A 13,287-nucleotide genomic window follows, 5' to 3' on the forward strand; every position below is an offset into this window, starting at 1 on the left:
ACCAGACTAAGAAAGATAGAGCGAGACTACGATGGGGCTTGAAGCGTTAATTAAGTATAACAGCTTAACAAACAACTTGGCTTGCTGGAGGTTATCGTTATTGAACGGATATGATAGGGGGATGAACCACTATGGATGATGATCAAGGTCTACTAGATCGCAGAAATAACCCAGCATAAGCTGCAGGGATGAAAGGTTGGTATTCGTGCGAAAAAGAGAGAATGGCGGTTACCTTAACATGAACTGGTGGATTATCGGACTATTGATCTTACTTACACTTGAAACCAGCTTAGACCCACAACCTCCGCGAAAAGAGAACGAGAATAGGCATAGGCATGCTTCCATTTCATGTGCCGCCTATAATTATTGTGAGGAGGTATTTACGGACCAGAATATCAATAGATTCAGTAATAATTCATTGTGGATGACAAATATGGCGAAATCGTGCTTATAAATGAATCTGAACAAGAAAGGTGGCTGCATTTGTACAGGATAAGTACCGGTCCATGGGGTTCTTCATACACATACACATACACATAAACATAAACAATAAACCGCCAGTAGGAGAACTGGCGGTTTTCTTATGGGTATGGGAGGGAAAGGTGGCTTAGCGATTATTCCTCCGGGATCTGCGTTTAACGACGCGCAACATCAGTATAACGGAAAGAACCCCTATTATTGCAGGCATAGCGTCTAGCCTCCTGATATATCATGATTAAGAATCATCTTACCTCTTCATAGTATAATATTCAGATTATATGAATAATGATTGGGTTGTTCGCCGCCTTTCGTAAGTGTAGCGTGCTCGAACTTATCTTTTCGCTTATTAGATATGGAGTTAGACAGAAGAAATTCCCTTCGCTTGGGCGGAGGGAATTTTCTCATGTGGTGTATTGTGCCTGCTTCTCTTCATTACAGGATCTTATTCAAGTGAAGCATATATTCACCGCGATTCAGCGGGTTAACTTGTCGCCGTTTATTCTCAGGGATGGTGGTCTGCACCTTCACGTAGCCGCCTGGTCTAACGGAGAGCATGCCTTCACCGCTTGTCAGGGAATGGACTTCTGATTTCAGCTCGTCGGAAGTGCGCACAGGAATCGTGCCATGAAGATGAACGGCGTTGTTACGGAATTCAGGTTCCTGATACGTTCCTTCAAGTGCAGCTAACCTGGATAAAACTTTGCTTAAGCTGCTTTCCGGCAGGATGAATTGGATATCATTCATGGGCTCGTATACCTCCGTCCCGGCTTGGTTCAGCGCTTCCATAAGGACAAGCGGGGTTAAGCTGCGAAAATCCTTGGCTGTGGATACGGGACTTGCGTAACCGGTATGCGTCAGCGTCACGATGATATCCGTTACGGACCATGCGTACAGCCCTTCCTGAAGCACCTCAATGACGGTATCCTTAATCGCTTTCTGGAAGGATAGAGGAAGGGAGCCCAGCTCAACGTCCAAGCGATACTGCAGACCGGATCCCGGTTCTCCCGGTTCAACCCGCAGGCCGACGGTTGCATAGAATGGGCACTCCCCTATATATTCAACAGCTTCTCCGACACCGCAGGGTTTCTCGATGCAAATGACCCGGGGAGCTGAAAAAACAGCTTCGATGCCGTATTGCCGCTGAAGCGTCTCTACCAGAATCTCTTGCTGGACTTTGCCGAACACATGGATGATGTTTTCCTTTGTGTTTGTATCCTGAACGTACTGCAGAAATGGATCCTCAACGGTCAGATCGCTTAGTGCATTGTGCAGTTTATGTTCGTCTTCGGGTTGTTTCGTTGAGACATGGACCTGAATGGGTGGCTTCTGAAAGTGAACAATCTTCATCTTGTCAGACACGGCTCCGATAACATCGCCGACCCTTAGTTCGCTACCGATCAGGATGCCGATATCCCCTGCATCAATATGACCGGCCGGAGCGGATTTTCCATACTGCAGAGCATGCAGCTGCTTCACTTTAAGCATCGTGGTTTGTCCGTCCTGTGACGTAACCGAGATTTCATCACGGGCCTGGACTTTCCCGGCGAACAGCCGAAAATAGACATTCCGTTCCCCGTTCGGCTGTTTAATCACTTTGAACACCAAGCCGGATAGCGGTTCATGATTCAGCTCAGACGGGTCGTTAACCGGGAAAAAGTCGTTCAGTGCCGCTAGCAGCGGCTCCATGCCAACTCCTTTGGCGGCGGAGCCTGCAAACAGGGGATAAGCTTTACCCTGCCGGGTTTGCTTGCGCAATTCTTCCTTCAGCCGTTCGCTGGATACAGGAACATCATGAGCGTAATCTTGCAGCAGCTCGTCGTTAAGCAGCGCCAGGATCTCCAGCCAACCTGAGTTATGGGGATCTGCCATGTCCACGTGAACGGATGTGCTGCCTTCATTATCAACACGGCTCATTTCACAAATATGTTCATCCAGCAGATTCCGCAGCATGGTACGAACTCGGTTGTAGTCCGCACCCATTCGGTCGATTTTGTTCATGAACAGTAGGGTAGGGATACCTTGTTCCTTCAAACTCTGTTTAAGCACCCGCGTCTGGGCCTGTACACCTTCAACGGCGGAAATAACCAGAATGACGCCATCCAGAACACTTAAGGAATGCTCGACCTCCGAGATGAAATCCGCATGCCCCGGCGTATCGATGAGATTGACTTTAAGATCACCCAGCGTGAACGATACCGCCGCGGATTTAATCGTAATTCCCCGTCTTCGCTCAATTTCGAGGGAATCGGTGGTTGTATTGCCCTGATCGACCGAGCCAGCCTGCTCAATGATACCGGATCGGTAGAGAATTTGCTCTGTTAGTGTGGTTTTACCGGCGTCAACATGGGCCAGAACCCCAATATTCAATATTTTCTGCATATAGTATAACCCTCATTCGTTTCATGTTTTGTAGTCCTTTCGATTGGGTATGGTTTTTGAATTGCCGCATAGATAAACGCCTCCATTTAAATAAAGTTAACTTTAGTTTATCCGTCGCAGCATGTTCGGAATATGGAACAAACGCTTATAATTATTAATTATCTTGTTTTGAAGCGCTCTATTTGGATTTACATATTTAATACCGTGAAAAATAGCTCGCATTGGATTAGGATAGAGGCATAAACCATATTGAAGGGGTCTTGCACTTGATAACACTTCATGTCATAGATAAAGATAATTGGGAGGATTGCATCCGTCTCAAACCCAAGCCGGAACAAGAGAAATGGATTGCACCTAATCTATACTCGATAGCCGAGGCACAATTTATGGAAGGATTCGAAACAAGGGCGATCTATCATGATGATGAGATGATTGGTTTTGTCATGTACGGTCCTCATTCTTGCGATGATAACTACTGGATATACCGGTTTATGATCGACGGCAGGTTTCAAGGGCAGCATTATGCCAAACCTGCGATTCGGCTCGTTCTTGATGAGATTCGGAAGGCTTCGGACCGAACAGACCATGTGATGTTATGTTATAAATCCGAGAATGAGCGGGCCAAAACGATATACACCCAAATGGGGTTCCAGGAAGCGGGTTATGCTCCGTGGGGAGATGCGATGGCCAAATATAGTTATATATAAAAGACCCTATGTAAATCTAGACATCATCATAGAAACTATCGTAAACTTAAACGTGAGTGATAGAGACATTATCATATCAAGCTTCGAGTACGACATGTGCCAGAAGTATCCGTAATTACGCCAAGTCCTTTTTTCGATGAAAGGGTTCGGCGTATTCTTCTTTATGGTTTGGTTCCTCAAAAAAGGTTGGATGCCGGGGAAAGGGAAGTGAAAAACGTGTTACATAATATGAGGCTTACCATAGGATCAAAGATTGTGCTTGGTTATTTGATCATCGTTATTTTTCTGGGAGCTTCCATCTTTGTTCTCAGCGATCGAATTTCATCTCTTGAGAAAGAGATCGATTTTATCGTGGAGCATGATATTGAAGTTCACAATTTGACGAATCAGATTGAAAAACATGTGCTCGATATGGAGACAGGACAGAGAGGTTTTGCCCTTACCGGGGATGACCGATACTTAATACCCTATACAGACGGACAGGCCAATTGGCAGAAGGATTTTTCCAGTCTCCATGAGTTAATAGCCGATAATCCCGATCAGCAGAATCGTTTGGAAGAGATCAAGGCCAACATCGAAGAATGGATTGATACCGCTGGAGAGTCCGTTGTTGCTATGAAAAAAGCGAATGACAACGAAGGAGTCCTTCAATTCTTCATGGAGGACCCGGGTAAAAAAATCGTTGATCAAATGCGGTCACAGCTGGCAGATTTCCGCAGCACGGAGAAAAGTCTGACACAGAAGCGCGTAGATGAGCTCGATCAAAAAAACGCGGACTTCAAAAACGTGCTTTATATTGTTCTGGCATTGGTCATTGTTCTCTCCATTACAGTTGGCGTGGTGATTTCGAAGTCTATCGTGAACACGATCCGGGAAGTGGTCCATGCGATTTCGGACATTGCGTCTTCCGAAGGCAATTTACGCTCCAAGCGTATTGTGGTTCGAACCAAGGATGAGGTCAGGGATTTGGGTGAAGCCACCAACCGGCTGCTCGAAAATCACGAGAGACAAAGCTGGCTCCAGACCAGTACCGGTGATGTAGCTATCTCGTATCAAGGCATCAGCCATATCAACCCGCTTGCCGAGGCCTTCATTACCAAAATGGCACATCTGGTCAACGCCTCCTATGGTGTTTTTTACCTGCGGAAGGGTGACAAGCTTCATAAGACGGCTTCATTCGCTGCTTCAGGCACCGATATGGGCGCCTCGGTATTCAATATGGGTGAGGGTATGGTCGGTCAATGCGCCGTTGAGAAAAGAACCATCGTTATGGAAGCGATTCCTGATGATCACGTGAAAATAACGACCGGTCTCGGGCAATCTGCCCCGCGCAGCATTCTCATTTTTCCTGTTGAATATGAAGGAGAGCTTGAAGGGGTTATTGAACTTGCTTCGCTAGAAGCCTTTACTCCAATACAATTGAAGCTGGTAGATCAGGCAAGGAGTACGCTGGGCATTGCGATGAATAACGTTCTTGCCCAGATGGAAGTCAAGCGTCTGCTGGAGGAGTCTCAGGCGATGTCCGAGGAACTTCAGGTGCAAACGGAAGAGCTGAAGGCACAATCGGATGAGCTGTTGTCACAGCAAGATGAGATGAAGGCGTCCAACGAGGCCTTGAAACAATCCGAAGAACGGCTGCAGCTTCAGCAAGAAGAGCTGGAGAAGAACAATATGGAGCTGAGCAATCGTACGGAGCAAGTGGAAGCGTATATGCGCAAGATTGAAGAAATCAAAGACGAGATTGAGAAGCAGAACTTCATGCTGGAGAAACAGGCTTCCGACCTGCAGTCTGCATCGAAATATAAATCGGAGTTCTTGGCGAATATGTCCCATGAGCTCAGGACGCCGCTGAACAGTTTATTGATCTTGTCCGAAATTCTGATGGGGAACAAGGAAGGGAACCTGAATGAGAAGCAGGTGGATTTCGCGCGAACGATTCACTCTTCGGGCAATGATCTGCTGCATCTGATTGATGATATTCTCGACCTGTCGAAGGTAGAGGCGGGACAGATGAAGGTTGAGTTGGAGCCTGTTATTCTCGAAGAGATTAAGGAAACCCTGCAGCGCAGCTTCGAGCCGCTTGCGGCGAAAAAAGGCATTGAGTTCCATATCGAGATGGAGCAGGGTCTGCCTCATTCGTTACATACTGATGTACAGCGCGTGCAGCAGATTCTGAAGAACTTGTTATCCAATGCTTTCAAATTTACCAGCCAGGGCTCTGTAACTATTGCGAGGTTAACCCGTTAACGAATCATCAACAGCCTTTCAGTGAAATGAGTCAAAGGGGATGGATTGCATTCTCCGTGACCGATACGGGCATCGGCATATCGATGGATAAAAAAGATGTCATCTTCCAGGCGTTCCAGCAGGCGGATGGATCCACTAACCGCAAATACGGCGGCACGGGACTTGGGCTTACGATCAGCCGCGAGCTGGCCGGATTGATTGGCGGATACATTGATTTTAAAAGCCAGGAAGGCACAGGCAGCACCTTCACGCTATATGTGCCGGAAACTCCGGTTCTACCAGAGGCATCAGGTATTCAGGAAGCCGCCGCTGCCCATGAAGCCGTTATCCCGGGCGTACCCTCATCTTCTTCGTCTTCGGAAGAGGTTCTGGCAACGGATATTGAATTATCCGATCCCGATCTGTTGACCGTCTCCGAAATGGAGGATGACCGGGAACATATTAAGCCTGGCGACCGGATCTTATTAATCATTGAGGATGATATCCATTTTGCGAAAATACTGCTGGATATCGTTCGCGCACATAAATTTAAAGGGATTGTTGCGCTGAAAGGGGACCGGGGCTTGGCGCTTGCGCATGCCTATAAACCGGATGCCATTATGCTTGATATTCAGCTGCCTGTCATCGATGGCTGGACCATACTCGAGCGGCTGAAGCAGCAGCCGGATTTGCGCCATATTCCGGTGCATGTCATTTCCGTGGTTGATGAGCCGCAGCAGGGCTTAAGCATGGGGGCAATGGCCTACCTGAAGAAACCGGCCAACAAGAATCAGATTGAGGGAGCTTTGGCTCATATCGAAACCTTTGTGGATCGTGATCTCAAGCGGCTGCTGATTGTTGAAGACGATGTTATTCTGCGCAGCAGCATGGTAGAGCTGATTGGCCATGATGATGTCATCATAACGGCCGTTTCCACGGGTGCGGAAGCACTGCGCGAGCTGGGGCGGGAGCATTTTGACTGCATGGTACTGGATTTGGGGCTGGCTGACATTACGGGCTTCGAGCTGCTGGACCGCATTCGGCAGACCAAGCATCTTCAGCAGCTGCCGATTATTATTTATACGGGTAAAGAACTGGATATGAAGGAAGAAATCGAACTGAAGAAATATGCGGAGAGCATCATCATTAAGAACGTGAAATCGCAGGAACGGCTGTTTGACGAGACGGCGTTGTTCCTGCACCGGGTAGAGGCCAATTTACCGGAAGATCGACGCAATCTATTGCGTAAGCTGTATAACAATGAAGATGCGTTCGAAGGAAAACGGATTCTGCTGGTGGAGGACGATATCCGTAATATTTTCTCGCTGGTCAGTGTGCTGGAATCCTATAAACTGAACGTGGTCTTCACAGAAAACGGACGGGAAGCGCTTGAGATGCTCCAGAAGGATCACAATTTTGATCTGGTGCTGATGGATATCATGATGCCGGAAATGGACGGTTATGAGACGATGAAGGCGATTCGAGAGATCCCGCAATTCGACAAGCTGCCGATTATCGCCCTGACAGCGAAGGCCATGAAGGAAGACCGTCAGCGCTGCATTGATGCGGGTGCTTCCGATTACATCACCAAACCGATTGATGTCGAGAAGCTGCTGTCCTTACTGAAGGTATGGCTTTACACATAGAGGAGGCAGAAGATTATTCTCAACCAGGATGAGATGATGAATCCATCGGTCAACGATGAATATGCCGAACGCGAGAAGATTGAGGTAGAGCTGCTGCTGCAGGCTATCTATCGGATGTACGGTTATGACTTTCGGAATTATGCGTATGATTACATCCGGCGCAGGATTCGACATGGCATGCAGCGGATGGGTGAGGAATCGATTGCCTCTCTCATTCCCAGAGTGCTTTATCAACCGGACAGTATGCAGCAGCTTGTGAATTACTTCATGGTGAATGTCACGGAGATGTTTCGGGATTCTTCCATGTATTTGTACCTTTCGAACAAAAGGTGGTACCGTACCTGCGGACATACCCGCATATCCGAATCTGGCATGCGGGGTGCTCTACGGGCGAGGAGGTGCTCTCCATGGCGATTGTTCTCCAAGAGGAAGGCCTGTATGACAAAGCGCGTATCTATGCAACGGATATTGATGACGATGCGCTGGAATCGGCGCAAAAAGGCATCTTTCCCTTGCGTAACATGAAGGCATACACGCAGAATTACATCCGATCCGGCGGAACGCGGGATTTTGCGGATTATTATACAGCGCAGCATGAATCGGTTATCTTTCATTCTTCATTGATGAAAAATATCGTGTTCGCCAGACATAATTTGGTGACGGACCAGTCGTTTAATGAGTTCAATGTCATTCTGTGCCGCAATGTGCTCATCTATTTCAATAGAGAGCTGCAGCACAGGGCACATCAGCTTTTTTATGAGAGTCTGGCTAAACTGGGCTTTCTGGTTCTTGGGGATAAGGAATCCATTCTGTTTAATCCCTACACCCACTGTTATGAAGCGATGGATGACAGGGAAAAGCTGTATCGAAAAATAAAGTAGAGATGACTGCAAGCTAAAAGAGGCGTTCCCAGCGGGTCAATAGGACTTGATGGAGCGCCTCTTTTTATGTGAGATCCACGGCAGGCCGTATAGAAGTGTTCTTCGCGAATGATAAGATTATGCTAGAATACCTAATTAGAATGTACAATTTATGGGCATTTGGGGTTAAATCATTTCCTAAGAAGTGGAGGGGATCACGATTCGGGTCTTAGCTATTAGTGACATTCATGGCTGTTATGATGAGTTTAATCAGTTATTGTTAGACGTTTGTTTTGATCCGGATGAAGATCGACTCATCCTGCTTGGTGATTATGTGGACCGGGGACTGCGAAGCAAGGAAGTTGTGGAACAGGTAATGGCACTGCAAGATTGCGGAGTCATCACCCTTCGCGGGAACCATGATCAGATGATGCTGGATGCTATTCTGCTGGATACGGAGGAAGTGAATTCGCGCTGGATTCGCAACGGTGCGCGACATACAATTGAGAGTTACTGCGGCGCTGATTTCTTTGAAGGTGAAATGGAGCGGGACAAGTATAACGAGGGTAAAGCCTATATTAAGAAGCATTATGAACATCATCTCGCATTCCTCAATACACTCCGGCTATATTATGAGACAGACACCCACATCTTTGTGCATGCCGGGATTAATCCGGCTGTGGAGGATTGGAAGCAGCAGGTGCAGGATGATTTCATATGGATTCGCGACAAGTTCTATAATTATCCGACCCGTCTTCCCAAAACCGTTGTATTCGGGCATACGCCGGCCATCAACCTGCATGCATCCGAGAAGGTTTGGTTCAGTGAGGACGGAGACAAGATTGGCATTGATGGGGCATGCGTGTACGGCAAACAGCTGAACTGCCTGGAAATCAGGGAAGGAGAGGTTTACCAAACCTATTTTGTCCCGTTAAAGCAGAACCTCGAGAAATGAAAAAAACACCTTAACTCGACAAAAGGGTGTAATTTCGTCGAGTAAAGGTGTTTGCTAGTAAGACTAATAATCCCTGCTATTTCTTAGCTTATCCACCATTACAGCGGACAAAAACATTTTGAAAAATGCGCTTGTCAAAATTTATAATATCAAATATTGCGAACCTACCTAATAAGTAAAAAATCAAGAATAGAGGGATAAAGATGAGTATTCTGCCAAGCAGCTGCATACTCTTATCACCACGCTTACGTAGCTTCAGGGAGAATGTTATCTTGAAAGTCTATCCTACATAAAAAAAATTCAACATTCTTCTCGTTATGCTGGCTGCTATCTGTTTGGATTTTTTATGTTAGCGTGTCTAGGAACTCCTTCACTGCCTGGGTATATCCTTCCAAATCGGTAGAATGGATATCGTGGCCGCATTGTTCAAAAACAACGAGAGAAGTATGAGGCCTCCGGGATGCCATTAGTCTGGCATGGGCTTCGTCCAAGGCGAAACTTTGTTTGCCGTGAATAAGCAGGATCGGGCAAGAGGAGGCCAACCAGTCCTCCCACCAGTCGCCTTTCGTATGCTGTGTAGAAACCGGAATTCCCTGAAGATCCGAACGGAAGCCCCAGCCTCTCTCATCTTCAAATACGCTTTCAGCAAAGTAATCGACATTTCTTAGGCCAATACGCAGAAGAGCCTCTTTAAGGTCGTCTAGTGTATCTGATCGTTCCGGCAGGTTCCCGATAAAGGACATGTCGACGTCAATCTCAGCCCCGATGTCTTCTACGATAACGGCTTTAACGTACTGCGGATACTGGGCGGCAAACTGGTATGCGTTGATACCTCCTAAAGAATGTCCGAGCAATGTTACCTGTTGTCCCTTTAACTCGGATGTAATCAAGGTGTGGATATCCTCCACATAACTCTCTCTTGAATAATTTTTATCCGGGGAATGCTCACTCCAGCCGTGACCGCGTTGGTCAAGCCCGATCACCCGCCAATCCGTAAACTTTTGCGGCTAATTTCGTGAAGGTTTCGGCATCATTCATATGCCCATGCAGCATAAGGAGAACATTAAGACTCTCGCCACCATAATCGAGGTAGGAGAGTTTCAAATTGCCTGATTGAAAATACTTGCGTTTGGTTGATTGAATATCCTGAGCGGGCTGCATATCATATCCTCCTTAGGGCAATGGAACCTATCCCATTGCTTGTTGTTTGTAGTTCAACTATAACCCATAATAGTGACAACTATTGTCATTATTAAAACAATCCATGCAGATAAGGGAATATGTTATTCTATCAAGAGAAGAAATGGGAGAGACACGTATGATGGGAGGACTTGTTTATGTTGATTATGAATGAAAAGATAAAGGCACGAGAGGTTGAACTTACCGGGTTAAACGGCGAGAGTCTGGGCATCGTCACAAGGGAAGAAGCGCTCGCACTGGCCAAGAGCCACAAAGCCGATCTGGTGTGTACCTCTTTGTTTAGCAGCCCGCCGCCATGTAAGCTGGTGAGCCGGGGGCAGGCTAAGCAGGTGGCTGCGAAGGAAAAGAAAGGCAATAATGAAACATCCGGTCCAATTAAAGTGAAGGAATTCCGCTTGTCTGTACATATCGAGGAGCACGACTACGATACCAAGCTGTCACAAATGCATAAGCTGCTTGCAGCGGATAAAGCCGTGCAGCCGGTCATCCGCATTCAAGGCAAGGAGGGAGAAGCAGCCCGCAAGCTGCTTGAGCGTCTGGTCCATGATCTGGCCGAGGTCGGCAAGAAGGAGACCGGCATTCAGGTCAGCGGCAAGCTGGCTACCGTTAAATTGCTGCCAATCTGATTCCTGGACCGTTTAACGGAGGGATTTTCATAAGATTTTTTGCGATTTTAAATGACGCTTACGGTTTACTTTTTTATTTATAGATGATACTATGGATCAAATTATAAACGCCATGAAGAGAAGAGTAGATGAAACAGGATTCCCTACAGAGAGCTCCGGTAAGCTGAAAAGGGGCAGGAAGCCGTTTATTGAACCAAGCCTCTGAGCGGCGCATCGGAACTTATGGATAAGGGATGGTGCGACAGGAGCTCCTGTTACAGAGCTAGGGTATAAGCTTGTTTTGTGATAGCCGTACCCGATAAGGCTGATATCGTGATATATCGGTAAACAGGGGTGGCACCGCGAAACCAATCTCGTCCCCAAGACTAATGTCTTGGAGACGGGATTTTTTTATTTTTTCAGGAAGTTATTCGGGATGAATTCGAAGGAGGAGCTCAGCATGATTCATGATAAGAGTTTGGGAGAAGAAACGGTGAATTTTTTGACAAGAATGGTTAAGGAAGATATTGAAAAGGGAGTGTACCACAGACCCGTGGCCACCCGCTTTCCGCCTGAGCCTAACGGCTACCTGCACATTGGCAGCGCTTATGCCATACACATCAACCATTCCATAGCAAGCCAATTTCATGGAACATTCAACCTTCGGTTTGACGATACGAATCCTCTGAAGGAGGATGTGAAATACGTACAAGCGATCCAGGAGGATATCGCGTGGCTCGGGTATACGCCGGAGGTTTATTATGGCTCGGATTATTCCGAGCAAATCGCAGAAGCGGCCAAGAAACTAATCCGCAAGGGGAAGGCCTACGTCTGTGATCTTACGCCCGAGGGAATGACGGAGTACCGGGGAACACTGACGGAAGCAGGCAAGAACAGTCCATTCCGTGAGCGCAGCGTTGAAGAAAATGTATCATTATTTGAGCAAATGAAGGCGGGGGTATTCGCTGTATCAGCGAAAGTACTCCGGGCCAAAATCGACATGGCTTCGCCCAACATGAATTTAAGAGACCCTGTGCTGTATCGTATCCTTCATGCCGAGCATTATCGAACCGGAAGCGCATGGTGCATCTATCCGATGTATGACTTTGCCCATCCGATTCAGGACTCCATTGAAGGAATCACACATTCGCTGTGCTCAGCCGAGTTTAAAGATCATCGACCGCTGTATGAGTGGGTGGTAACCGAGCTTGAAATCAAGGAGCCGCCCAAGCAAAGGGAGTTCGGACGATTGAACATCTCCGGCTTCGTGACAAGCAAGCGGTATCTGAGGGAGCTGGTTGAAGGTGGTTTCGTGGATGGTTGGGACGACCCCAGACTGCCCACGCTTAAAGGGCTCCGGCGGCGGGGAGTGACACCGGAAGGGATTCAGAAATTTCTGGGTGAGCTCGGCGTGTTTCGCAGCAACAGCATGGTGGATTCGGCCATGCTTGACCATTACATCCGTCAAGATTTGAAGGAACGCTGCCACAACGTGATGGCTGTCATCAAACCGCTGAAGGTTATCATTACCAACGTTCCGGAAGATTGGAGCGAGATGCTTATTGTTCCGAATCATGAAGGTGATGCATCGAAAGGGGTCCGGGAGGTTCCTTTTTCACGGGAGCTGTTTATCGAGAGGGAGGATTTCATGGAAGAGCCGACTCCCGGATTTCACCGGTTGTCGCCCGGCAAGGAAGTGCGCTTAAAGGGCGCTTATTTTATCAAATGCGAGCATATCTTGAAGGACGAATCAACAGGGGAAATCCAGGAGATCCACTGTACGTATGATCCCGAAACCAAGAGCGGCAGCGGATTTAATGCAAGAAAGGTGAAATCGACGCTGCATTGGGTCTCGGCCAGGCATGGGATCACAGCGGAACTTCATCTGTATGATAAGCTGCTGAAGGAATCAGCCGAGTTATCCGAATCGGGTAACGTCTGGGAAGACTTGATCAACCCGGAATCGCTCATTAAAGTCGAAGCCGCTGTATTGGAGCCTTTGATGGCGGAAGCGACTGCGCACAACACGTACCAATTCATCCGACACGGCTATTTCTGCGTGGATTCCAAGTATTCAACAGAGCACAAGCTTGTGTTTAACCGCATCGTTTCATTGAAGGATTCGTGGAATAGGCCTGCAAACCATTCAAAGTAGTTGACGGTGAAATGATGGCAATTACGGTCACCAAGATGGGGCAAAATGCTACCGCCGCTCTTCCAAGCGTTCGT

Annotated in this window: 8 protein-coding genes, 2 pseudogenes and 1 other annotated feature; of the genes and pseudogenes, 7 read left to right on the forward strand and 3 right to left on the reverse strand. The window is 47.4% G+C overall.

Translation table 11 applies throughout. The features are described 5' to 3' along the window. Positions 1-912: 912 nt before the first annotated feature. Entirely contained in the window at positions 913-2,859 is a 1,947-nt protein-coding gene (locus tag PVOR_RS13830; protein WP_006209881.1) for an elongation factor G, read from the reverse strand. A gap of 266 nt (positions 2,860-3,125) precedes the next feature. On the opposite strand from PVOR_RS13830, the gene PVOR_RS13835 reads away from it, so the two are divergent. The 5 genes and pseudogenes from PVOR_RS13835 (at position 3,126) to PVOR_RS13850 (ending at position 9,253) form a co-directional block, all read left to right on the forward strand. After that, a complete protein-coding gene (locus tag PVOR_RS13835) occupies positions 3,126-3,566 on the forward strand; it encodes a GNAT family N-acetyltransferase (protein ID WP_006209882.1) in 441 nt (146 codons plus the stop codon). 363 nt (positions 3,567-3,929) lie between these two features. After that, positions 3,930-5,513, forward strand: a pseudogene (locus PVOR_RS29175) (CHASE3 domain-containing protein); the annotation flags it as partial. 326 nt (positions 5,514-5,839) lie between these two features. Then, the gene (locus PVOR_RS29180) at positions 5,840-7,438 is read left to right on the forward strand and encodes a response regulator (protein WP_083811682.1); all 1,599 of its coding nucleotides are present in this window, start codon (positions 5,840-5,842) and stop codon (positions 7,436-7,438) included. A gap of 36 nt (positions 7,439-7,474) precedes the next feature. Then, positions 7,475-8,319: pseudogene (locus tag PVOR_RS13845) on the forward strand (CheR family methyltransferase). A gap of 184 nt (positions 8,320-8,503) precedes the next feature. Next, positions 8,504-9,253, forward strand: a complete 750-nt coding sequence (locus tag PVOR_RS13850; RefSeq protein ID WP_268741792.1) for a metallophosphoesterase family protein — start codon at positions 8,504-8,506, stop codon at positions 9,251-9,253. Between the two features lie 344 nt (positions 9,254-9,597). On the opposite strand, the gene PVOR_RS13855 is transcribed toward PVOR_RS13850, so the two are convergent. Both PVOR_RS13855 and PVOR_RS32795 read right to left on the reverse strand, forming a co-directional pair. Beyond that, complete coding sequence (locus PVOR_RS13855) at positions 9,598-10,236, reverse strand: alpha/beta fold hydrolase (protein WP_327196543.1); 639 nt, start codon at positions 10,234-10,236, stop codon at positions 9,598-9,600. After that, positions 10,223-10,414, reverse strand: coding sequence for a hypothetical protein (locus PVOR_RS32795; RefSeq protein WP_006209890.1), 192 nt, complete (start codon positions 10,412-10,414; stop codon positions 10,223-10,225). Before PVOR_RS32795 ends, PVOR_RS13855 begins: the two co-directional genes overlap by 14 nt. A gap of 176 nt (positions 10,415-10,590) precedes the next feature. Here PVOR_RS32795 and infC point away from each other — a divergent pair, with 176 nt between their 5' ends. Together infC and PVOR_RS13865 are read left to right on the forward strand one after the other, a co-directional pair. After that, positions 10,591-11,079, forward strand: coding sequence for a translation initiation factor IF-3 (gene infC / locus PVOR_RS13860; RefSeq protein ID WP_006209891.1), 489 nt, complete (start codon positions 10,591-10,593; stop codon positions 11,077-11,079). 103 nt (positions 11,080-11,182) lie between these two features. Beyond that, positions 11,183-11,443 (forward strand) — a binding site (T-box leader). Between the two features lie 75 nt (positions 11,444-11,518). Further along, complete coding sequence (locus PVOR_RS13865) at positions 11,519-13,213, forward strand: glutamine--tRNA ligase/YqeY domain fusion protein (protein ID WP_040680637.1); 1,695 nt, start codon at positions 11,519-11,521, stop codon at positions 13,211-13,213. Positions 13,214-13,287 lie beyond the last annotated feature (74 nt).

Origin of the sequence: Paenibacillus vortex V453, assembly GCF_000193415.1 — a bacterium.
Classification (GTDB): domain Bacteria; phylum Bacillota; class Bacilli; order Paenibacillales; family Paenibacillaceae; genus Paenibacillus_AQ; species Paenibacillus_AQ glucanolyticus.

Bases quoted from the DNA above. Each gene is read 5' to 3' on its own strand.
- PVOR_RS13830 (WP_006209881.1), bottom strand. From the start codon at position 2,859: ATGCAGAAAATATTGAATATTGGGGTTCTGGCCCATGTTGACGCCGGT.
- infC (WP_006209891.1), top strand. From the start codon at position 10,591: ATGTTGATTATGAATGAAAAGATAAAGGCACGAGAGGTTGAACTTACC.
- PVOR_RS13865 (WP_040680637.1), top strand. From the start codon at position 11,519: ATGATTCATGATAAGAGTTTGGGAGAAGAAACGGTGAATTTTTTGACA.
- PVOR_RS32795 (WP_006209890.1), bottom strand. From the start codon at position 10,414: ATGCAGCCCGCTCAGGATATTCAATCAACCAAACGCAAGTATTTTCAA.
- PVOR_RS29180 (WP_083811682.1), top strand. From the start codon at position 5,840: ATGAGTCAAAGGGGATGGATTGCATTCTCCGTGACCGATACGGGCATC.